Source organism: Ningiella ruwaisensis (assembly GCF_004798935.1).
Taxonomy (GTDB): Bacteria; Pseudomonadota; Gammaproteobacteria; order Enterobacterales; family Alteromonadaceae; genus Glaciecola; species Glaciecola ruwaisensis.
In genome coordinates this window covers 222,298-244,289 of the sequence record NZ_RAHT01000006.1, presented here as the reverse complement: position 1 = coordinate 244,289, position 21,992 = coordinate 222,298, and the positions used below count along the sequence as shown (strand labels likewise).

The 21,992-nt window shown below is 43.0% G+C and carries 20 protein-coding genes; 15 read left to right on the top strand and 5 right to left on the bottom strand.

The genetic code is table 11. The features are described 5' to 3' along the window. Positions 1-4 precede the first annotated feature (4 nt). Positions 5-805 (bottom strand): cytochrome C assembly family protein, encoded by an 801-nt coding sequence (locus D6V41_RS13705; protein WP_136252092.1) that lies wholly within the window; start codon positions 803-805, stop codon positions 5-7. A 141-nt stretch (positions 806-946) separates the two neighbouring features. On the opposite strand from D6V41_RS13705, the gene ffh reads away from it, so the two are divergent. Next, on the top strand, positions 947-2,320 hold the full coding sequence (gene ffh / locus D6V41_RS13700) for a signal recognition particle protein (RefSeq protein ID WP_136252091.1): 1,374 nt from the start codon (positions 947-949) through the stop codon (positions 2,318-2,320). Between the two features lie 33 nt (positions 2,321-2,353). Here the strand turns inward: ffh and D6V41_RS13695 are convergent, their stop codons facing one another. Then, positions 2,354-2,578, bottom strand: coding sequence for a PGPGW domain-containing protein (locus D6V41_RS13695; protein ID WP_136252090.1), 225 nt, complete (start codon positions 2,576-2,578; stop codon positions 2,354-2,356). Between the two features lie 223 nt (positions 2,579-2,801). Between D6V41_RS13695 and D6V41_RS13690 the strand changes: the two genes are divergently transcribed. The 9 genes from D6V41_RS13690 to D6V41_RS13650 all read left to right on the top strand — a co-directional run bounded on the left by D6V41_RS13690 (position 2,802) and on the right by D6V41_RS13650 (position 11,788). Continuing rightward, positions 2,802-3,794, top strand: coding sequence for a YncE family protein (locus D6V41_RS13690; RefSeq protein ID WP_168711043.1), 993 nt, complete (start codon positions 2,802-2,804; stop codon positions 3,792-3,794). Between the two features lie 48 nt (positions 3,795-3,842). Beyond that, complete coding sequence (locus D6V41_RS13685; RefSeq protein WP_136252088.1) at positions 3,843-4,517, top strand: SDR family oxidoreductase; 675 nt, start codon at positions 3,843-3,845, stop codon at positions 4,515-4,517. After that, entirely contained in the window at positions 4,511-5,905 is a 1,395-nt protein-coding gene (locus D6V41_RS13680) for an MFS transporter (RefSeq protein WP_277750978.1), read from the top strand. The genes D6V41_RS13685 and D6V41_RS13680 overlap by 7 nt, the downstream gene beginning before the upstream one ends. A gap of 130 nt (positions 5,906-6,035) precedes the next feature. After that, a complete protein-coding gene (locus D6V41_RS13675) occupies positions 6,036-8,243 on the top strand; it encodes a sulfatase (protein WP_136252087.1) in 2,208 nt (735 codons plus the stop codon). A 105-nt stretch (positions 8,244-8,348) separates the two neighbouring features. Then, entirely contained in the window at positions 8,349-8,597 is a 249-nt protein-coding gene (rpsP, locus tag D6V41_RS13670) for a 30S ribosomal protein S16 (RefSeq protein ID WP_136252086.1), read from the top strand. Between the two features lie 33 nt (positions 8,598-8,630). Then, complete coding sequence (gene rimM / locus D6V41_RS13665) at positions 8,631-9,170, top strand: ribosome maturation factor RimM (RefSeq protein WP_136252085.1); 540 nt, start codon at positions 8,631-8,633, stop codon at positions 9,168-9,170. Beyond that, a complete protein-coding gene (trmD, locus tag D6V41_RS13660) occupies positions 9,170-9,943 on the top strand; it encodes a tRNA (guanosine(37)-N1)-methyltransferase TrmD (RefSeq protein WP_136252084.1) in 774 nt (257 codons plus the stop codon). Before rimM ends, trmD begins: the two co-directional genes overlap by 1 nt. 20 nt (positions 9,944-9,963) lie before the next feature. Next, positions 9,964-10,323, top strand: a complete 360-nt coding sequence (rplS, locus tag D6V41_RS13655; protein ID WP_136252083.1) for a 50S ribosomal protein L19 — start codon at positions 9,964-9,966, stop codon at positions 10,321-10,323. Positions 10,324-10,591: 268 nt separating this feature from the next. Beyond that, positions 10,592-11,788 (top strand): WD40 repeat domain-containing protein, encoded by a 1,197-nt coding sequence (locus D6V41_RS13650; protein WP_168711042.1) that lies wholly within the window; start codon positions 10,592-10,594, stop codon positions 11,786-11,788. A 41-nt stretch (positions 11,789-11,829) separates the two neighbouring features. Here the strand turns inward: D6V41_RS13650 and D6V41_RS13645 are convergent, their stop codons facing one another. Beyond that, entirely contained in the window at positions 11,830-13,830 is a 2,001-nt protein-coding gene (locus tag D6V41_RS13645) for an alpha/beta hydrolase family protein (protein ID WP_136252081.1), read from the bottom strand. A 152-nt stretch (positions 13,831-13,982) separates the two neighbouring features. Next, on the bottom strand, positions 13,983-14,927 hold the full coding sequence (locus D6V41_RS13640; RefSeq protein ID WP_136252080.1) for a chemotaxis protein CheV: 945 nt from the start codon (positions 14,925-14,927) through the stop codon (positions 13,983-13,985). Between the two features lie 307 nt (positions 14,928-15,234). Here D6V41_RS13640 and D6V41_RS13635 point away from each other — a divergent pair, with 307 nt between their 5' ends. The 5 genes from D6V41_RS13635 to tyrA all read left to right on the top strand — a co-directional run bounded on the left by D6V41_RS13635 (position 15,235) and on the right by tyrA (position 20,736). Beyond that, complete coding sequence (locus D6V41_RS13635; protein ID WP_136252079.1) at positions 15,235-15,783, top strand: DUF2937 family protein; 549 nt, start codon at positions 15,235-15,237, stop codon at positions 15,781-15,783. 123 nt (positions 15,784-15,906) lie between these two features. After that, a complete protein-coding gene (locus D6V41_RS13630) occupies positions 15,907-16,419 on the top strand; it encodes a sugar O-acetyltransferase (RefSeq protein WP_136252078.1) in 513 nt (170 codons plus the stop codon). Positions 16,420-16,594: 175 nt separating this feature from the next. After that, positions 16,595-18,130, top strand: a complete 1,536-nt coding sequence (locus D6V41_RS13625) for an AbgT family transporter (protein ID WP_136252077.1) — start codon at positions 16,595-16,597, stop codon at positions 18,128-18,130. Positions 18,131-18,476: 346 nt separating this feature from the next. Continuing rightward, positions 18,477-19,565: a 3-deoxy-7-phosphoheptulonate synthase gene (locus tag D6V41_RS13620; protein WP_136252076.1), complete on the top strand. Its 1,089-nt coding sequence runs from the start codon at positions 18,477-18,479 to the stop codon at positions 19,563-19,565. A gap of 31 nt (positions 19,566-19,596) precedes the next feature. Next, positions 19,597-20,736, top strand: a complete 1,140-nt coding sequence (tyrA, locus tag D6V41_RS13615; protein ID WP_136252075.1) for a bifunctional chorismate mutase/prephenate dehydrogenase — start codon at positions 19,597-19,599, stop codon at positions 20,734-20,736. 47 nt (positions 20,737-20,783) lie between these two features. Here the strand turns inward: tyrA and pheA are convergent, their stop codons facing one another. Then, positions 20,784-21,968: a prephenate dehydratase gene (pheA, locus tag D6V41_RS13610; protein WP_136252074.1), complete on the bottom strand. Its 1,185-nt coding sequence runs from the start codon at positions 21,966-21,968 to the stop codon at positions 20,784-20,786. Between the last annotated feature and the right edge of the window lie 24 nt (positions 21,969-21,992).

The following is a 21,992-nucleotide window of genomic DNA, read 5'->3' as shown; positions in this document are numbered from 1 at the left end:
ATGATTAGCTAAGGATCCATTCTCTCACAACGCGGCTACCAAAATAGCCCAAGCCCAGCAAGACAATGCCGATGAGATTAAAAACCACCGCAGTGCGGGCTTTCAGACCTTTAATTTTATGTAACACAAGCGCTTTAATAAAAATTAATAAGGCCAGTGAACTCAATATGGTTTTGTGCGCATATCCATCGGCAAACATATTTGGCACAAAAATAAAACCGGTTAGCAAGGCAATGAATAAAAGGACTGTCCCCAGCGTCATAAGTTTATAAAGAATACTTTCCACAGATAGAAGAGGCGGTAAACCGGCGTGGAGCATCATTTTGCTTTTGTGCTTAAGCTGATAATTGATAACACTGAGTTGGCAGGCGTAAAGCGTACTAATTCCCAATACACCAAAGGCTAGCAAGGATAGCAAGATATGGCTTACCAATCCGAAACTCATTTGCATATTAATGCCAGTATGCGCTGGAAAAAGCTGATGTAACAAAACGAATAATGCAGAGAAAAAACACACGATAGGTAAAAAAACCAAATTGCGAATAAAGCGGTTGGCAACAAACATGGTGATTGTAATAAGCCAGGCCAGTAGCGCGGCCACAAAAGTGAGGCTAAGCTGCTCATTTTGATGCAGATTGCTATCGCTGATCAGGACAAACAGATGTACAAGTATTGCCAGCGTCAGTGAAACAGATGCATATTTAGTGCTTTGTGGATCTCTGGCATAAAACGCTTTGCCAAATAAAATGCCAGCAAACGCATAAAGCAAAATACCAATTGTGGAAGCCAAGGTGGCTAGTTCCATTCTACAACCTTAGATTTTAAGCCTGATGATTGATCTTGTGTCATATTATCTGAAAACAATAAAGTTATCGCAAAGATTTAGATTGCGCCACGCTTTATTGTATACTCTATTAAAATTTAGACGAATACTATTTGTGAATTTATGTTTCAGAATTTAACCGACAAATTAGGTCAAACGCTCAAAAACATCAGCGGTAAAGGCCGTCTTACAGAAGATAACATCAAAGACACCTTGCGAGAAGTTCGCATGGCGCTTTTAGAGGCGGATGTTGCACTGCCAGTCGTAAAAGATTTTATTGCCAATGTGAAAACGCGAGCGCTTGGCACGGAAGTTTCTAAAAGTCTGAAGCCTGGGCAGATGTTTATCAAAATTGTGCAGAGCGAACTCGAACAGGCCATGGGAGATATTAATCAGGGACTGAATCTGGCCGCTACTCCTCCTGCTGTGGTAATGATGGCGGGTCTACAGGGTGCGGGTAAGACGACCAGTGTGGGTAAGTTAGCCAAGTATCTCAAAGAGCGTGAAAAGAAAAAAGTCCTTGTCGTTAGTGCCGATATTTATCGACCCGCTGCGATTAAACAGCTTGAAACCCTCGCGTCTGAGGTGGACGTTGAATTCTATCCTTCAAACATCATGCAAAAGCCGGTAGATATTGTTAATGCCGCGATATCGCATGCCAAAATGCAATTTATTGACGTGCTATTAGTTGATACGGCAGGGCGTTTGGCCATCGATGAAAAAATGATGGAGGAGATAAAAGCCCTTCATGCAGCTGTGAAACCGGTGGAGACTTTGTTTGTGGTCGATGCCATGACCGGTCAGGACGCTGCCAATACTGCTAAAGCATTCAACGAGGCATTGCCCTTAACCGGTGTAGTGTTAACCAAGGCAGATGGTGACGCTCGCGGCGGTGCTGCACTATCGGTGAAGCATATCACGGGTAAACCCATTAAATTTTTAGGTATGGGTGAAAAGCTTGATGCACTAGAGCCTTTTCATCCCCAGCGTATCGCTTCTCGTATTTTAGGTATGGGCGATGTGTTAAGCCTTATTGAAGACGTTGAACGTAAAGTTGATCGTAAAAAAGCAGAGCAACTGGCGCGTAAAGTACAAAAAGGAAAGGGCTTTGATCTGCAGGACTTTAAAGAGCAGCTTGAACAAATGCGTAACATGGGCGGCATGATGTCGCTAATTGACAAAATGCCCGGCATGGGCGGAATGTCTGCAAAAATAAAAGAGCAGGCAAACGATAAGCAGTTTACTCAAATGGAAGCGATTATTAATTCAATGACGCCCGGCGAGCGTCAGCGTCCAGATGTGATTAAGGGCTCTCGTAAAAAACGCATTGCTGCGGGCTCAGGCACACAAATTCAGGATGTAAATCGTTTGCTGAAGCAGTTTACGCAAATGCAGAAAATGATGAAGAAAATGGGCGGCGGGAACATGAAGAAGATGATGCGCGGGATGGGTGGCATGATGCCACCGGGCGGAATGGGAGGCTTTGGGCCTCGCTAGGAGGCGCGCCGCGATAGTTCTGTGCTATTGTGGCTATCTCAGATAGAGGCGTCGGCTACACTTACTGTCTAACCAGGAGGCTGAGCGCCTTGAGAGTCTCTGACATTTTTTCAACCAGCGCTTTGCAAATGGATAGTCAATACTGAGGATCATCAAGCCCGGTACGAGCAATACGATGGACGGCCCAGGCAATATAAGCAGCAGAGTCCCTAATGCAACTAAAATGCCGCCAATGATAGTTCTGAATAGTTTAATCACGCGTTCTTCCTTTTTATACTAGGCAATTTTTATCAATGTTTACTTACATCAACGAAATGCAATGTTCGTGCAAGTTTTAACTTATTGATTTTAAATAGTATTAATTTAACGCTTAGATTTGATGTAGTGAAAATTGCTAAATGTTAGTCTAGGAAACAAATAGTTTGTTGCTTCACGACATTTTAGCTTTAAATACTTTATTAATTTGGTAATGGGAAAGCGAATGAAACGACTTGGACTTAGCAGGACAAGAAATGTACGGCATATTTTAGTAGCAATGTTGCTGTTAATACTCTGTCTATCGACTGGAGCAAGTGCAAAGCAGCTTGCAGTGGTTAATAAGTCCGATAATTCAGTTAGCCTGATTGATATGGAAACGAAACAAGTTATTGCTACATTGCCAACCGGGCAGGGACCTCACGAATTAGCCCTTTCACCAGATGGTCGTTATGCGGTCAGTACAGATTTTGTAGGTGGGGATAGCTTGAGCGTTTTTGATTTGCATGCCGTGAAACTTGCAAAAAGAATAAAGCTCGACAGCCTACCCGGTCCTCACGGCATACGTTTTTTATCTGACCAACAAGTGATTTTTACATCCGGAAAATCGCAACAAGTCGGGATCGTAGACATTCAGCGCGGTGAAATCATTGATCGCATTGGAACCGAGCAAAATACCTCTCACATGCTTGCATTGAATGAATCGAAGGATTTTGCCTATGTAAGTAATATCCGCAGCAACAGTATTTCAAAATTAGATGTTCAGGCTCGCAAAAAAATCAAAGATATAGCCACTGAGGGTATGCCCGAAGCGATTGCCTATCGGAAAACCGGCAAGGAACTTTGGTATGGAGCGAATGAACAGGGCAAAGTGCTCGCATTAGATGCTTCGAGCAATGAAGTGCTAGCAAGTTTCGATGGCTTTAAATTTCCCTATCGCATCCTGTTTAATCATGACGAAAGCATCGCTATTATTCCCGATTTTCGTAATCACGATGTCCGGTTTATTGATGCGAACAGCAAGCAGGAAATCGGTAAACTGTATTTAGGCGAAGGAGCAGGCCCTCAGGGAATTGAGCTGCATCCCGAGCAAGATATCGTCTATTTGTCCCTCAATCTCAAAAATAAAGTGATCGCGATAGACCTAAAACAGCAAAAAATTATTGAAGAATATCCCACGGGTAATAATCCGGATGGAATTGTGTTTGTTCCAAAGTAAATTTTTCTATCAACTCAATACAGAACTTAATTAACAAAAGGAGCACTTATGTCTGAGTCCGCACGAAATGTTGTTATTGTAGGCGCAAACCGGGGAATAGGCCTTGAATTTGTGAAGCAGTACGTGTCAAGTGGGGCAAGAGTTGTCGCACTATGTCGAAAAGCGTCAGACGCTCTGCGAGCTTTAGACTGTGAAATTATTGAAGGAGTCGATGCGAGCGACGATGCTATAGTTCACAATCTTGCAACTCAACTACCTGTAGAGCATATCGACATTCTAATTCACAACGCGGGTATTCTAAAGGGTGACAGTTTTCCAGACTTGGATTTTGACAATATGAAGCAACACTTTGATGTAAATAGTCTTGGTCCGCTTCGCATAATACTGGGCGCATTAACCAAATTAGGTAAGGGGAGTAAAGTAGGAATTGTCAGTAGTCGAGTTGGCTCTATTGACGATAATTCCAGCTCAAATAATTACGCCTATCGCGTGTCTAAAACCGCCGTTAATATGGTGGGTAAATGCTTGAGCATTGATTTGAAGGAAAAGGGAATTGCAGTTGCTTTGCTGCATCCTGGATATGTGCGTACCGAAATGACAAATAATAGCGGCAATATCGAAGCTGACGAAGCTGCAGCCGGGCTAATTAAGCGTATGGATGAACTGAGCCTGGAAACGTCGGGTGTATTCGTGCACTCAAATGGCGAAAGTCTGCCTTGGTAAAAGAACAGGATAATACTCAAGAAAGGCTATCTCTTAGCGTTGCGGCTCTTATCGCCGTTTGTGCTGGCTATCTTATCGCACCTTTGGGAATGGCGGCAGTAAACGTCGCTATTCCTTCACTTGCCAATGACCTGCAAGCCGATGCCGCAAAAGTTGGTTGGCTTCCAACCATTTATTTACTTAGTAATGTTGCTTTCATGTTGCCGGTAGGCAAATTGGCTGACAATTTTGGCAGAAAACGCCTTTATATTGCAGGTTTAATCTTGAATGCCCTCGCTGCGTTGATGTGTGCGCTAGCTACTCATATCGACTGGATATTGTTCTGGCGCTTTGTCCAAGGCGCAGCCGGAGCAATGATATTTGGTACCGGCATCGCTATTGTGACCTCAATTGTGCCTGCTCATAAACGTGGCTCAGCTCTTGGACTGGTTGCAGCTTGTGTTTACATTGGTTTAACGCTTGCGCCAGCAGTTGGAGGTTATTTGACTGAATTGTTGGACTGGCGTGCAGTGTTTTATTTTCAGGTACCGCTCGTGCTTTGTTTGCTTATTTTTATTGGAGTAGCTCTTAAAGGAGAGTGGAAAAATGAAAAGCGCGTAAAGTACGATTATAAGGGTACTGTGCTTTTTGCGGCATTTTCGGTGCTTTTGGTTTATGGATTCAGTTTGTTACCATCGTTATTGGGCCTTGCACTAACCTTGCTTTCTTTCACCAGTTTAGGTGTATTCGTTCTGCATCAAAGCAAAAGCAAGCAGCCGCTTATTCGCGTGCAAATGTTCAGGGAAAGTCGCGTGTTTAGCATGTCTTTGGCCACCTCTTTTTTTATGTATGGCAGTAATTTCGCGATTGTGTTTTTACTTAGTCTTTATTTGCAATATATCAAGGGATTTACCCCGGCCTACGCGGGCAAAATTTTACTTTTACAAGCGCTTGCAATGGCAATAATGGCACCCATTGCAGGACGTTTGTCAGATCGATTTCAGCCTCGTGTGGTAGCAACAAGCGGATGCGCGATTGTGGGCTTTGGATTTATTATAATGAATCAAATTAATCCCGACACCAGCGCTATACATGTAGGCATTGCGCTCTTATTCATTGGAACAGGGTTTGGGCTTTTTTCTACCCCAAATAACAATGCAATTATGGGGGCTGTATCTCAAAACGAAGTAGGTGTGGCCTCTGCTTCGATGAATTTATCGCGTACAGTGGGTAATTTGTTTGGCATGAGCCTGGTTAATTTGATGATCCATTACTTCATTGGTGATGCTGCCATCTCAGATGAGCAATCAGAAGCGTTAATGACAACCATTTCTCTCGCGCTTAAAATGTCCCTAAGTTTTGTTGTGCTCGCTTGTTTGCTTTCGTCACTTAGAGGATTGAACCGTTAAAAAATTATACAGCAAAGTTCAACATTCCCTGAAGTGCGTGATGTAAAATTCGTTCTGTTATATCGCGAGAATATGATATCGTCATTAAAATTTACCAAGTATAGTTTCTGAGACTTACGGACGCTGTTTTATGTTATTGAGATTTATACTGTTTCTCCCTGCTTTACTCTGTACTCTGTCTGCTTTTGCTGATGAAAATGGAAACCAAGCGCCTTTAAATATTGTTTTTATTCTGGCGGATGATTTAGGTTGGAACGATACTGACCTATACCAGGAAAACAGCTTTTTAGAGACACCTAACATTGAAAGACTCGCATCGCAGGGGCTTGTCTTCAGAAATGCTTACAGTAATAGTCCGCTTTGTTCACCCACTCGTGCATCCATTTTAACCGGTCAAACTCCGGCAAGACATGGCTCAACCATACCAACTCACCATTTGGACGATGTTGTCCTCACGCCAAGTGCAGCAAGTCGTTCTGCACCTGACAGAAAATCAACAACGGTAAGGAGCGTTAGTCGTCTTGACACGAGTATTCCTACTCTTTCTTCCATATTGAAAGAGAACGATTACCAAACGGCACACTTTGGCAAATGGCACTTAGGTAGCAGTCCCTATAGTCCACTTGAGCATGGTTTTGACATAGATATCCCTAATTTTGCGGGAGCAGGGCCGATTGGCGGCTACCTTGCACCCTGGCGCTATGCCCCAAATCTTGTGCCACAGAAAGACGGTGAGCACATTGATATCCGATTGGCACACGAAGCGGTAGACTGGATAAATCAAGTTAAGGATGATGGCCCTTTCTTTTTAAATTTTTGGGCGTTTTCAGTGCACGGGCCTTTTGATGCAGATCCTGAGGTTATTCAGTACTTTGAAAACAAACGGGAAACATTGCATAGTCAGCAGAGTGCCACTTACGCAGCGATGGTAAAGCAGTTTGATGATGCTATCGGAATTTTATATGCAGGTTTAATTGAAGCTGGATTGGCCTCCAATACGGTCATTGTGTTCACCTCAGATAATGGGGGAAATCATTATAGTATTACCGATTTAAATCGCCCTACCAGTAACTTTCCGTTGAGAGCGGGTAAAGCCAGTATATTTGAGGGTGGCGTCAAAGTGCCTACTTTTGTAATCTGGCCTGGTTTAACACAGTCTAATACACAAACCGACGCTCCCATTCAGTCCGTTGATTTTTTTCCCACTATTTTAAACGGATTGTCTTTAGAATGGCCTTCTTCGCATCAAATAGATGGAAAGGATTTCAGCAATACCTTAAGCACTGGTCAGCAAATAGAGGACCAAACGATCTATATTTATTATCCCTATGACCCTGAGGTCCCAGACTGGGTGCCTTCTTCTGTTTCAGTTATCAGTAATGATTGGAAATTGATTCGAAGTTTTCACTACGGTAAAGAGCAAGGCCATCTATATTACTTGTTTGACCTTGAAAATGATCCGTATGAGCGCGTGAATTTAAGTGAGTCTCGGCCAGATAAGGTTGAGCAACTTGACCGCTTAATTGAATCGCATTTGCTGGATTCAAACGCGATAACACCGTTGGTAAATCCGAATTTTGACAGCAGTCGTTTTTCATATGATTCGATTGGCATGCCTGCTGATAACTTCTCTTTGTTCAAGGATGCGCCTCAGTTGTTGTCAAAATTAACACTTTCTAGTGACGCTAATCTGGCTGAGCCTGGCCAAACGGTAAGAATTTCTTATGAAATCAATGATGAAAGTACTTTTCATCAAATAAGCTATGCGCAGTTTATGGGGCCGGAAGTACAGATGCAGCCAAGTAGCGATGGTTTTAGTTTTACTGCACCTACAGTTTATGTTTCTGAGTTTGTAGGTTTTGCTTTTCAGGCGTTTGTTGGAAACGAAATAATCAACAAACAAATTGCCGTGGAGGTGCAGCCTGTCCAAGCTCCGCCTACCATAGAATTTATTCAAAGCGCTGAGTACGCAGTTAAAGGGGAGTCTTATGAACTGTATGTAAATGCCAAAGACCCAAATAAAGAGCGATTGTTCATTGAAGTAGTTAGTGAAGACGCGCTCAGCATTGATGTCAGTCCGCTTAATACCAAAACATTTCATATACAAATTCCTGCCGATTTTGATAAATCCAGTATTGTGGTGAGCGCTAACGCGAATGATGGCAAAGATTCGACCCAAGCTAGCTTAAATATAAGAGTGCTTAATCAATCAGAAGCAGATGAATTGAGAGCTGAGGCAAATAAAAGTGGTGGAAGTTTCCATCCTTATCTTTTGTTTATTCTGATATGCATGCTGATCAGTCGACAGTTAAGTACAGCACGGCATCCAAAACACTAATAAACTTGCAATACAGCGTTATCTGCGTATAATTCGCGCACCTTTTTACCATAGGTGGTGAAAAGGTATTGTTAACGGTAACGCTACAACGAGTTTGAGGCATATATGGTTACTATTCGTTTACAGCGTGGTGGTGCGAAAAAGCGCCCATTTTATCAAGTGGTTGTTGCTGACAGCCGTCGTGCTCGCAATGGCAAGTTCATTGAGAACATCGGCTTTTTCAATCCAACTGCACAGGGTCAATCTGAAAAACTTCGATTAGACCTTGAGCGTGTTGAGTATTGGGTAAGCCATGGTGCAGGTCTTTCAGATCGTGTTGCACGCTTGGTAAAAGATGCAAAAGCAGCAGCTTAAGCTGATTGCTTTTGTTAAATGCATGGAGTGAAGATGAGTGTTGCGTCTGACACATTAATTGTTGGCAAAATCGGCGCGCCGCATGGCGTAAAAGGTTGGGTCAAAATTAACAGTTTTACTCAAAATGCAGAAAACATTTTTAACTATGCACCTTGGCAGCTTGTTGCTGAAAAGAGCGCTAGTGAGAAACAAAAAACGGTTCAAGTTGAACAATGGCGTCATCATAACAAAGCACTTGTGGCTAAGTTAGTTGGCGTGGAATCAAGGGATGAAGCTGAGCTGATAAAGAATTTTGATATCAGCATATCGGCATCACAATTGCCTGAACTGGAAGATGACTTTTACTGGAAAGATTTAATCGGTATGCAGGTTGTCACCACAAAAGGCTATGATTTAGGGAAGGTGAAGGAATTATTCGAAACCGGATCGAATGACGTGATGATGGTAAAAGCTAATCCGAATGATGCATTTGGTCAAAAAGAACGCTTACTCCCTTTTTTGTATAACCAAGTTGTTATAGAGGTAGATAAGCAGGCAAAGACGATTAAGGTAGACTGGGATCCAGCTTTCTGATGGAAGCTATCCAACGTTTTTGTGTGGTAAGCCTGTTTCCTGATTTGTATACGCCTTTTTTAGAGCAGGGCGTTTTTGGCAGGGCAGTGAAACGAGGTTTAGTTGAAGTGCATTTGGTCAATCCAAGGGACTTTACACACGATAAACACCGTACTGTCGACGATAGACCATACGGTGGCGGGCCCGGGATGCTGATGATGGTTCAGCCTCTAGCAGACGCAATTGCCAAAGCAAAATCGCTATTGGCAGATAAAGCTAAAGTGATTTACTTGTCCCCACAGGGACAAACACTTAACTTCGATGGGGTTAAATCCATTGGCCGTTATTCAGATATTGTTCTGATAGCTGGCCGATACGAAGGAATAGATGAGCGTGTAATACAAACGCTGGTTGATGAAGAATGGTCAATCGGTGATTACGTATTAAGCGGGGGAGAGCTCCCATCCATGGTATTGATGGATGCGGTAAGCCGCCTCCTTCCCGATGTGCTTGGGCATAATCAGTCAGCAGAAGAGGATTCCTTTTCAAATGGCTTGTTGGACTGTCCACACTATACGCGACCTGAAACCTTTAACGATTTGACGGTGCCTTCGGTCTTGTTAAGTGGTGATCATGAGAAAATTAGGCAGTGGCGGCTCAAAGCGTCTTTACAAAGAACCTTGGAGCGACGCCCTGATTTGTTAAATAACCTAGCTCTGACTGAGGAGCAAACAGCAATGCTTCAAACGCTTTTAAATAAGCAAAAGCAAGCTGATGCGGCAGATGACAGTTAATACTAGGAAGTGAGGATTCGATGGCTAAAGTCAATCAAGATATCATCAAGAAAATTGAGCAAGCACAGCTCAAAACTGATTTACCTGAGTTCGGCCCAGGTGACACAGTAGTCGTAAAAGTAAAAGTAAAAGAAGGTGATAAAGAGCGTCTTCAGGCATATGAAGGTGTTGTTATTGCTAAACGTAATCGTGGTTTACATTCTGCGTTTACAGTTCGAAAGATTTCAAGCGGTGAAGGTGTAGAGCGTGTGTTCCAAACTCATAGCCCTGCGATTGATTCCATTGAAGTGAAACGTCGCGGTGCAGTTCGCAGAGCTAAATTGTACTATCTTCGTGAGCGTTCAGGTAAATCTGCACGTATCAAAGAAAAACTTAACTAATTTTAATTTGCCGTTACTGTTAACAATTAAAAAACCCGTCGTCAGGCGGGTTTTTTTTATAAAAGAGGATTTTCAAAAAGCCGATAAGCCCTTTTGTAATCGCTCTCCACTTCCTTTTTACGATGTTTATGGCAGGCTAAGTTTCACGTTTTACAAATAGACTGACTATAGTATGACTTTGCAACAGGCACATAGCCTAAAAAGATCTCAACACGCGCCTAATCTTAACAAGCCGAACATATTAAATGTTTTATCACTTACTGTTTTGATGAGCAGCTTTTTACTTGGTGCTTGCAGTATTGCTGCGTCAAAAGCACTTACATCGCCTGGCCACCTTCGTTTAGATGCCGTTTTAATGGGTGATCCTCAAGGAGCTGTTGATACTTATTTTTCGGATAATAGCGTGGCTACCGAAGCTGTTGAGTTTTCCCCCGACGGACGATATTTCGCTTCGGTATCAAAATCAAAAAATGCACAAGCCATGCTTATGCTCTGGAATGCGCAAACGCATGATTTGATATGGCAAAAGCCACTTTCAGGTGAAACAGAATGTGTGAGTTTTTATAAAAACGCCGAGTATGTTGTTACAGGTGGAGAAGCTGAAAACGGAGCTGGAGAGCTTCGCATTTACGATACTCAATCAGCTTCTTTAATCAGACGCGTATCCTTACCAAGCTACACCAAGTCTATTGAAGGCCTGCGTTTCGCTCCAAATTTTAAGATGCTGGCTACAGGAGATGAGGCAGGTCGTTTACTTGTTTGGGATAGTTCAAACTCAGATCCCAACTATTGGCAAATTTTGAAGCTTATAGATGTCAAAAATCAGCCAGACGCGCTTGCGGATCTTAATCAGGTGGACTGGACGAGCGATAGCCGTTTTTTGGTAACCGCTGAGCGAGATGGAGATGTACATCTATACGATACAAGACAAATTTCAAGTAGTGCCTACACTGTTCCTATTCGCAAGTTTACAGGTTTTGAAGGGTACAGCGTCAAATCGGTAAGGATATCGCCGAATCAAAGGTATGTCGCAGCCGGAGCAGGAGGCATGCAGGGTGTGCGTGTTTGGGATTTTGAGACAGGCATACTGATTGCTCACCTTGAATCTGAATCTACACCGACATCAGATACAAACAAGCCCTTAAATGCTGAGCGAATTGAAACGGTGGTGTTTTCGCATGACTCAAGACTTTTATTAGCCGGGGGAACATGGCCGTCTTGGTGGTTTTTAGCGAATAATCAAGAAAATAAGGCTTTTGAGGTACCAATAAGCGTTTTTAAATTGCTGCCAGAAGCGCCAAATTTAAAGCCGGAAAATATAGAAAGCATGGAAAGAATAAAGGTGCAAAAAGAAAGTGAAGTGCGCGCGTGGCGAACAGAATATCTTGACAGGCATCCTTTTCAAAATCGTTTTGTTAGTGGTCATGACGATGGAACTATCAGGCTGTGGGAAGCCAGGTTTTGACAGTAAGGTCGAGCACAGCAGCTCGACCTTATGGTCATGCTTCAGTTCAAGTGCGTCGCTAAAAAGTCGACCAGCGCTTCATATAGCTCTTTTCGTCCTTCTTCATCATATACGCCATGGCCGGAATTTTTAAAGTTGATGTATTCAACATCTTTGCCAGGTGCCTTAAATTTTTCTAACATAGATTCCGCATTAATGACGGGCACTCGTGAGTCTTTTTCACCGTGAATTAAAAGTACGTCCGCTTTAATTTTATCCACATGATTGATTGGCGAGTTAGCGTCCAGTTCCGCTTTATCGGTACCGATGGTGCGCTGCAGGTAAGCCTCGCCGCCTAGTGCGCGCATGGTATCACTATATTCATACGCATAATTAAGGTCATAAATGCCAACATATCCAATTGCGCATTTAAACATATCAGGTGCTTTGGCAGCCGCCATCATTGCGGCATAACCACCATAACTGCCGCCATATACGCAGGCCTTATCTGCATTTAAATCAAAGCTTTCAATGGTAGCTCGGGTTCCCTGTAGAATGTCGCTTATCATCCCTTGTCCCCAGTTCTTGTAGCCCGCGCGGTGGAATGTGTCACCGTAGCCATCGCTGCCTCTGAAATTCACCTGTACGACTGCATATCCTCGATTGGCCAGAAGCTGCACTTCTGAGTCAAAGTCCCAGTAATCTCTGACAAAATGGGGGCCGCCATGTATCAATGTCACAAAAGGAGGCTGTTCGCCTTCTTTAGTCGCTTTGGGTAAAGTGACATATCCATGTATTGTCATACCTTCGTCGTTGATAAAAGAAAAGGGCGTTTTATTAGCCATCATGCGTGGGTCAAGCCACGAGCGATTGGCCCATAAAAACGAAGCTTGCATGCTCGTTGTATCAAACAGATAATATTCACCGGGATTAATATCGCTTCGCACGTGCAAAAGTAAGAGTTTGCCGTCTTCGCTTTGACTGGTGATTGAAGCAACTTTACCTTCAAACGCTTTGGCCAGCATTTTATGCAAGCGAACGGTCTCACTTTCAATATCTGCGTAATGATATTGCATCTTGTCTGGCATGGAGATACCAACAACCGGAATGTCAAGAGCAGGGTCCCAGTTGTAAAACTCTATATCACTTTTCAGGTCATCAAAAAGAGGAGTGATTGACTGGGTTTTCAGGTCTAGCTTATAAATGGTGTTAATTTCATCGTTACCAAGGTTTCCAGACAAAAACACGGTGCTTCCGTCGCTGCTGAGCGAAATTGGAATAAAGTCGCTGTCAGTTAATTCACTTAAATCCTGCCAGGGTGAATCATTATCGTTACGAAAAACTGCTTTTGTTTTAAATTCTTCTGTGTTGTATCGAACAAATCGTACATTACCGTCGTCGTCGGCAAAGGGAGTTGCACCTGCAAAAGGAATATGTTCACCGTCTTTTTTCTTACCGTTGTATACGTTTAATATCGAGATGCTCGGTGGCCTTTGCTTATCGTTAATTAGACGATTCCCGTCGGTCGTAAAAGGATATTCTGCAATTAAAATATGGCGATCATCATGGGGTAAGGTGCTAATAATTTTTGCGGATGCGAGCGTACTTTCGCGCTTTTTAATGCGAGAGCCCGTTGTTTTTTCCTGAGCTCGATAACCAAAGAGCATGGTGTTTCTATCGCCGTCAAAATCAATCGCAAAAAGCTCACCGGTAGGAATGGGTTGGTCGAATTGAAAGCGCTTTTCCGAGTATTGATAAACAATTCGTTCATTATTTATCCATTCGGCAGAAAATATCTCGTCATTTTCAAACGGTCTAACGCCACCTACTAACTTCATACTTGCGGTTTCAAGCACCACCAGATTTACCATGCCGTTTACCCGCACTCTGGCAGCTATATGCTTGCCATCTGGCGACAGTTGCATGTCAAGGTAATCACCGTGTTTTACAAATTCTTCTACCGGGAGCTGAGGGTTTGTATTTGCTTTTACAGCGAATGAAATGACACTAAAACTGATGAATAGAAAAGTGAAAAATGAAAGCTTAAAAAATGTGTTTAACATATAACGACTCCGTGTTTAATCGCTTACTGTTTTGTGAGCGAACTGCATCCTTGCGTTGAATATATATCACTTGAACGTTAAAAGTAAATATCTCCATGCCATTATTAAAAATGGGTCAAGAATGCATGGGCAACTAAGAGGATGAAATGAATTTAACCCAGGATATGCCTAACTCTGTCTTGCAGTACTTGCACTAATAAATCAGGCTGAAATTTTGAAATCAGTTTATTGCAGCCTACCTTTTTCACCATCGCTTCATTGAAGCTGCCACTTAAGGAAGTATTAAGTGCAATATAAAGATCTTGCAAGCGAGGGTCTTCTCGCACTTCAGCTGTCAGTCTGTAGCCATCCATTTCAGGCATTTCAGCATCGGTAAACATCATTACTATTTCATCGTTCACTCGACGCCCTTCATCCGCCCAAGACTTTAAAAGCTTAAGTGCGCGAAGGCCATTTTTCTCTTCTATGGTTTCAACACCAAGCTGAGCGACTGTTTCCCGAATTTGCCAGCGAGCCGTAGCAGAATCGTCAACAACTAATATTTTTCTGCCTTTCAGGTGCTCCAGTATGCTCTGATCCAACAAATCTTCAGAAATATGCGTATCGTAATCAACAATCTCAGCCAGCACTTTTTCAACATCAATTATCTCTACGAGCGCCTCATTCTTATCTTGTTTTAATTTTGTAATGGCCGTCAGATAATGATTCTTTCCTACAGTGGTGGGAGGTGGATGTATTTCACTCCATGAGGTATTAATGATGTTCATTATGCTGCCTATTAAAAAGCCCTGAACACTACGATTGTATTCGGTAATAATAACATTGCTTTCTGACTGGGCATCCTCTTGCTTCGATAATCCGATTGCCATCCTCAAGTCTATAATTGGGATGGATTTACCTCTGTAATTGCACACGCCAGTAATATTATGATGAGAGCCAGGCATTTTATTTAGAAAAGGCGTGGTGATCACTTCTCTTACTTTAAATACATTTAAAGCAAAGGTGTGTCGCGTACCGAGCTTAAATAATAAAAGTTCTAGTCTATTTTCACCCACAAGTTGAGTGCGCTGGTCAACTGAAGAAAGCAGTGTGGACATATTCGCCTGTTGTTTACACAAAATTAATTTATTTCATCAATACCTTTTACTACCGCTTTTGCTTAATTTAGTTAAAGGTTTGTACATCTAATAAAACCTTATCGGTAAAATGCATGATATCTGAAGTACAAAGGTCTTTCTCAACTTGTTATTTTGCTCGCCATGCGTATAAAACTTATTTGGGACTGACGAGTCGAAGTATCAATCGACATTTTATTGAACGCAGTTATACACGCGCAGAAACTAAAGGACGCTTGTGACTATGATTAAACAAAATTTTTCCGCCCTTACTTTATAATTAAACTTTATGATAAAACTAATTCTGCGCTTTTTATTGAATTACATACGTCTTTTTATTTTCGCTTTTGGCGTCCTGATTGGTTTGCAAATCCCCAACTTTGTAAATCAGTATGAGCAGCATGTAAATGCTCATCTGGCTGAGGCGCGCTTAAATCTTGCCGGGTTTATACATACAGCAGAACGCCACTTCAAAGGAGACCTCAACGCCTTAATTAGTCATTATGCGAATTCATCCGACCGCGTTTTTTCAGACGATGCGAAAACGATTCGTTATATTGCACAGCGAGTGGCAATGCTTGAGTCACAATCTTCTATCTTGTCAGAAACCAGCAGCGCGCAAGGACAAATTCATGCAGTGTTCTTTGTTGCAAAACAAGTAAACTCTCCTTTGTTTAAAGAAACCTTGAATGCCTATCAATACAACATTCCATTGTCATTAACAGCGCTTATTTGGGCAATTGCTGTTGGGTTTTTGATTGCCTTAATATTTGACTCTCTCATCTTATTACTACGAAAAATTACCTCGCAAACTGTTCACCAAACAAGGCATAATTAAATCGCTGATAGCGAGATAGCTTGAGATAGCTCAAGATAGCAAAAGTACATTATAAGCTGGGAAATGGGTTAATAGTGGTAAGTGGCGGTGTTTTTGCAAGGTGTTTTTACAAATGATAAGCAAGTGAACAAGCAAGTGAACAAGCAAATAAGTGAATTGGATAAAATGCTGGCTCAACAGTGGTATTTTGCGACTGATAAAACGCTGGTCAACATGCGTTCTCAGGCAAAGCGACTTTGCCATGTCTACAACCAGAGTGCTCCGGACGACAAGCAGGCTAAAAGGTCGACGCTTAAATTGCTTTTACCTCACGTTAAAGGTGGCTTTATTGAATCGAATTTTTATTGCGACTACGGTGTCCATATTTATTCACCTGGTCCGGTATTTTTCAATCATAACGTAAGCATTCTTGACGGCGCTCCTGTGCATTTGGGCAAAAATCTGTTTGTGGGGCCTTCTACAGTAATTGCGACAACTTCACATCATATGGATGCTGATAAGCGGGCTAGAGGTTTGTGTCGTTCTAAACCAATTACTATCGGAGATGATGTCTGGATAGGCGCCAATGTTACCATTTTAGGTGGAATTGACATTCCTTCAGGCAGCGTAATAGCAGCAGGAACTACCGTACGTTGACTAAGCCTTGTATAAAGCTTCAGTTAAATCTTACAAGCAAACAGTTGCAATTAGCTCAGCAACTCGCATAATCTTAAACCACACATCAAGACTGGCACAATCAGAAGTACGCTAAGGTTTTGAACAACATGCTTTGCTTAAAAGCACAATTATAATAACAATCGGAGCAAGAGCGATGGAGCAAGCTAAATCCACGTGGGTGACGCGTTCATTAGACAAGGTAGAACGCGTTGGTAATAAACTACCAGATCCAGCCATTATCTTTTTTATCTGTTTACTAATCGTTTGGGCCTTATCGGCTATTTTTTCTCAATTTTCGTTCGATGCTATCGATCCGCGAACGAAAGAAGCAATCGTCATCAATAACCTGCTCACCGGTGAATCTCTTGCAGATTTTCTGAGTCGTATGGTTACAATTTTCACAGGGTTTGCGCCACTAGGGGTAGTTTTGGTTGCCATGCTTGGTGTGGGCGTAGCAGAGCATTCTGGCTTTATAAGCGCCGGTTTAAAGCGCATGTTAGACGCTACACCTAAAGCGTTGCTAACTCCTATGGTGGTATTAGTCGCCATTGTCAGCCATACCGCAACAGATGCTGGATATGTGCTTGTTATTCCCTTGGCTGGTGTAATCTTTTATGCCATGGGACGTCATCCACTTGCAGGGATAGCTGCCGCATTCGCCGGGGTAAGCGGCGGATTTTCGGCCAATTTTATCCCTTCTGCGATTGACCCACTCTTGCAAAGCTTTACCCAGGAAGCTGCCCGCATCATGGATCCCACCATAATGATTAACCCGCTCAATAACTGGTGGTTTAATTCGGCATCTTCCATTGTAGTTATTCTTATTGCCTGGTATCTCACCGATAAAGTGATTGAACCGAGGCTTCAAAATGTGGAAGTTGACGGGGACCCGGCAGAAATCCCCAAATTTGATGAACTGGATGCGCAACAGACCAAGGCGCTACGTTGGGCAACAGCAACCTTGTTATTAGGCATTGTCGCACTCGTGCTGGTATTAATACCAGAAACGTCCCCAATGCGTGATGCAAACGGAGCACTGACGTCCTTTCAGGCGCCCGTCATGCAATCCATTGTGCCTATCATTTTCTTGCTCTTTTTGTTGCCCGGGGTTGTGTATGGCTATATTTCGGGTACCTATAAATCCACAAAGGATATGATTGACAGCATGACTAAGGCCATGCAGGGAATGAGCTATTACGTGGTTATGGCATTTTTCTGTGCGCTGTTTATTGATGCGTTTGGTAAGTCAAACTTAGGAGCACTGCTGGCGCTTGAAGGTGCTGAGCTTCTTAAATCATTACAGCTACCTGCCATGATTACGATCGTGGGAATTGTATTTTTAACTGCATTTGTTAATTTATTCGTTGGTTCAAGCTCCGCCAAATGGGCGCTATTAGGTCCTATTTTTGTGCCCATGCTCATGGGCTTAGGAATATCACCGGATTTGACCCAGGTGGCCTATCGAGTAGGCGACTCTTCCAGTAACATCATTACACCGCTTTTGCCTTATTTCCCCTTAGTAGTGGTTTATTGTCAGCGCTACGTGAAATCGACAGGTATCGGTACCTTGCTATCCATGATGCTGCCCTTTAGCATCACCTTACTGGTTTGCTGGACTGCATTCCTTTTGCTTTATTGGAGCTTAGGTTTACCACTTGGGGTACAATCAAGCTATATCTATGGCGGTTAAGCAATTATTTTAAATTCTTAAGCCTTGACGTTAATCATCGGTCTAAAATGCGTAATCAGAGCATGATAAGACAATAAAATGATTGCTGTTAAGGCTAAGGTTTGTTAAAACGCTCATAACGATGAACATAATAAATAAAGTGTCGAGGCTCACCAGATTAAACAGTGAGTCTTGAGCTAATCATCGATTCGCAGTAAGGGATGCAACAACACCGACAGAACGCGGTTCACCGCGCTGTAGCAACAACATTTCGCGCTACACTAAAATAACGTGTCTTTACTACAAGTTAATTATCGATTGCACATTGAGAAGTTCAGTGTGGGTCAGTTATTGTTAAGAATTTACTATGCAAAAAGATAGCGTCAATAATCTTCATGTAGCCTCTGAAAAGGTGCTAATTACACCTGAGCAGCTTGCCAACGAATTACCGGTAAGCGAAAAAGCGATTCATTACGTGCAAAGCGCACGCGGTATCATTTCTGATATTATTCACGGGAAAGATCATCGACTATTGGTGGTATGCGGTCCCTGCTCGATTCATGATGTAAAAGCGGCTAAAGAATATGCGCTCAAACTCAAAGAGCTGCACGAATCATGCAAAGATACCTTGTTTATTGTGATGCGCGTTTACTTTGAAAAACCTCGAACCACCACTGGTTGGAAAGGGCTTATCAACGACCCGCACATTGACGATAGCTTTGATATTGAAACCGGCATTCGTCGAGCTCGCGAACTGCTCAATTGGCTGGCTGAACTGGAATTGCCGGTAGCAACGGAAGCATTGGATCCCATCAGCCCACAATATCTCGCCGAATTTTTCAGCTGGGCGGCTATTGGTGCGCGTACCTCCGAGTCGCAAACACACCGCGAAATGGCGAGCGGTTTGTCGATGCCAGTCGGGTTTAAAAACGGTACTGACGGCAGTTTGGATATTGCAATTAATGCGCTTAAATCGGCTGCATCTGGTCACAGCTTTATGGGGATAAATAAACAAGGCCAGGTCAGCATAATCAAAACCGAAGGTAATCCCGATGGTCACATCATACTGCGCGGCGGCAAGCAGCCTAATTACGATTCTGTTTGCGTTGCACAATGTGAAGAAGAGCTTGAACAAGCGGGAGTAAAAGCTGCACTTGTGGTGGATTGCAGCCATGCAAATTCTGCCAAAGACTATCGTCGTCAGCCTCTGGTAGCAGAAAATGTGGTTAATCAGATTTTAGAAGGGAATCAATCTATCATCGGTATTATGCTGGAAAGTCATTTGTTGGCTGGCAATCAAAGTACCAAGGGTAAAAAAGCAGAAGAATTAGACTATGGGATTTCTATCACTGATGGTTGCATCAGCTGGGAGCAAACGCACAAAAGTATCATGAGCGCGCGGGAAAAACTCATTACCGTTTTGCCACTTCGTATGAAAAAACGCGCTGCCTCATAATTAAATGTAAAATAAAGAGACTTACGTCAACATGAGTTTAGAAAAACAGCTTGGTAGCCTTCGACAGCAAATTGACGAGATAGATGCTGAGCTGGTTTCTCTTTTAAAAAAGCGCACTCAAGTCACTAAAAACATTGGCAAACTGAAGAGTGAAAATGCCCTGCCTGTGTATGTTCCTGAGCGCGAGAAAGTCTTGATATCAGCGCGTCGGGAGCAAGCAGAAAAAATCGGGGTATCGCCTGATCTTGTGGAAGATATTTTGCGGCGTATGATGCGTGATTCCTATCACTCGCAACACGCAAAATATGCCTGTATCAACCCGAAGGTATCGAAAATTGTGGTTATTGGCGGAGACGGGGCGCTTGGTAAAGTGTTTGTGTCTTTGTTTAAAAACAGTGGCTATCCTGTCACAGTTTTAGAAAAAGAGGACTGGCCTAAAGCGGATACCATTTTGCAAGATGCCGACCTTGTGATTGTTTCAGTGCCAATAAATTCCACTATTGAGGTTATCAGAGCGTTACCCAAGCTTAACAAAGACTGTATTTTAGCCGACGTGACCAGCATTAAAAGTCAGCCACTCGAGGCAATGCTAGACGTTCACGAAGGGCCTGTTTTGGGGCTGCATCCGATGTTTGGTCCAGATGCGCCGGGTATGATCAAGCAGGTGGTTGTTGTTTGCGAAGGGCGTTTTCCGGCGTCCTACTCCTGGGTGCTTGAGCAAATGCAGCTATGGGGCGCTTATTTATACCATAGCAGCAGCGAAGAGCATGATCATGCGATGGCTTATATTCAGGTGATGCGCCATTTCTCGACCTTTGTTTATGGTCAACACTTAGAGCAGGAAAATCCATCACTTAATGAGCTTATCGCGTTTAGTTCACCTATTTATCGCTTAGAGCTTGCGATGGTAGGCCGCCTGTTTGCGCAATCTCCAGAGCTTTATGCCGATATTATATTCAGCAACAAAGATAGCATCTTGTTGTTAAAGCGTTTTAGCCAGCGTTTTGAGCAAGCAATAAAACTGCTTGAAAATGGTGATAAAGCGGGCTTTGTTCAGCAATTTGACCAGGCGGCAGCGTGGTTTGGCGATTATGCGCAAATATGTTTAAGCGATAGCAAAAAAATGCTGCTTAAAGCAGACGACAGTCATCTCTTACGTAAAATAGAATAAGCGCCTCGCTTTTTTGTTGAACAAGGCTATTCTGCTTTCAATAGACCCTATTTGTCGGTTAATGCATTTACCGCAGCGACTCGGGTAGGTGATACCTCCTCCACTGGGTAGCAACCGAGCACCTTAAAATATCGCGTCATACCGCGCAACTTATCAATGGCCGTCTGCATAGGCCCATCTTCAATGTTGCCCTGCATATCCACATAGAACATCTCTTCCCACGGATTCCCATTGATAGGACGCGATTCTAACTTTGTCATGTTGATGTTATTTTCTTTAAGCACCATCAAACAATCGACCAATGCCCCAGGCGTTTGAACGGTAGACATCACAACCGTTGTTTTGGCAGGCACTTGTAAAGGCACCTTGATGCTGTTACTTGCTACCACAATAAAGCGACTATGATTTTCTTTTTGATTTGCGAGATTCGATTTAATTGCGCGCAAATGATAGAGCTTTCCGCCTGCGGATGAGCCTATTGCGGCAACATCATCCCGCTTGAGTTCGTTGACTTTAAGCATGGCGGCAGAGGTGCTGTCACAGGGTTTCACTTCAACATTGCCAAGCTCAGCTAAAAAGTGACTGCACTGAGCGAATACTTGAGGATGCGCATAAAGTGTTTTGATTTTGCCAGGCTCAACATCCTGATGAACAAGCAATGCGTGATTAATTGGATGGGTGAGCTCTCCAATAATACTCAAACGAGTATGCTGTAACTGGTCGTAGACCTCATTAATACTGCCTGACGAGGTATTTTCAATGGGTAGAACAGCATAGTCTGCCTCATTGGACTCCACTTTTTGGATAATTTCGGCAAAGCTACTGCAGCCAATTTCCATTAATTCGCCACTTCGGCGCGAGAAGTACTTTTGTGTAGCAAGATAACTATAGGACCCTTTTTCACCTAAAAAGGCAACGCGATTTAACGGAAGTTGCGCATCGGGATTGGCCCACTGAGCAAGCATTGACTGCTGGTTTAAAACAGAATCTTCAATGATGACATGAAAGAGCTTGGTAACAAAATGGGCATCTAAACCAACTTCGGCGCCTTGTTTAATTAAGCGGACTAACAATTGCTCTTCACGAGCGTGGTCGCGCACTGGAATGTGATGCTTCACTTTTGTTCGCGCCACTTCCATCGTGAGCTTTTGTCGCTCTGCGATGATTTTTAAAAGTGCATAGTCAGTTTCAGTAATGGCTTTGCGAAGTGCCTCTAAATCTTGGTTGGTCAAGATGCTTCCCTGTTTTCCCTAAAT

What these genes read in the sequence shown, in the direction of transcription:
- D6V41_RS13650 (WP_168711042.1), top strand. Translation starts at nt 10,592, where the DNA reads ATGAGCAGCTTTTTACTTGGTGCTTGCAGTATTGCTGCGTCAAAAGCA.
- rplS (WP_136252083.1), top strand. Translation starts at nt 9,964, where the DNA reads ATGGCTAAAGTCAATCAAGATATCATCAAGAAAATTGAGCAAGCACAG.
- D6V41_RS13645 (WP_136252081.1), bottom strand. Translation starts at nt 13,830, where the DNA reads ATGTTAAACACATTTTTTAAGCTTTCATTTTTCACTTTTCTATTCATC.
- trmD (WP_136252084.1), top strand. Translation starts at nt 9,170, where the DNA reads ATGGAAGCTATCCAACGTTTTTGTGTGGTAAGCCTGTTTCCTGATTTG.
- D6V41_RS13635 (WP_136252079.1), top strand. Translation starts at nt 15,235, where the DNA reads ATGATAAAACTAATTCTGCGCTTTTTATTGAATTACATACGTCTTTTT.
- rimM (WP_136252085.1), top strand. Translation starts at nt 8,631, where the DNA reads ATGAGTGTTGCGTCTGACACATTAATTGTTGGCAAAATCGGCGCGCCG.
- D6V41_RS13690 (WP_168711043.1), top strand. Translation starts at nt 2,802, where the DNA reads ATGAAACGACTTGGACTTAGCAGGACAAGAAATGTACGGCATATTTTA.
- D6V41_RS13685 (WP_136252088.1), top strand. Translation starts at nt 3,843, where the DNA reads ATGTCTGAGTCCGCACGAAATGTTGTTATTGTAGGCGCAAACCGGGGA.
- rpsP (WP_136252086.1), top strand. Translation starts at nt 8,349, where the DNA reads ATGGTTACTATTCGTTTACAGCGTGGTGGTGCGAAAAAGCGCCCATTT.
- D6V41_RS13625 (WP_136252077.1), top strand. Translation starts at nt 16,595, where the DNA reads ATGGAGCAAGCTAAATCCACGTGGGTGACGCGTTCATTAGACAAGGTA.
- ffh (WP_136252091.1), top strand. Translation starts at nt 947, where the DNA reads ATGTTTCAGAATTTAACCGACAAATTAGGTCAAACGCTCAAAAACATC.
- D6V41_RS13675 (WP_136252087.1), top strand. Translation starts at nt 6,036, where the DNA reads ATGTTATTGAGATTTATACTGTTTCTCCCTGCTTTACTCTGTACTCTG.
- D6V41_RS13640 (WP_136252080.1), bottom strand. Translation starts at nt 14,927, where the DNA reads ATGTCCACACTGCTTTCTTCAGTTGACCAGCGCACTCAACTTGTGGGT.
- D6V41_RS13705 (WP_136252092.1), bottom strand. Translation starts at nt 805, where the DNA reads ATGGAACTAGCCACCTTGGCTTCCACAATTGGTATTTTGCTTTATGCG.
- D6V41_RS13620 (WP_136252076.1), top strand. Translation starts at nt 18,477, where the DNA reads ATGCAAAAAGATAGCGTCAATAATCTTCATGTAGCCTCTGAAAAGGTG.
- tyrA (WP_136252075.1), top strand. Translation starts at nt 19,597, where the DNA reads ATGAGTTTAGAAAAACAGCTTGGTAGCCTTCGACAGCAAATTGACGAG.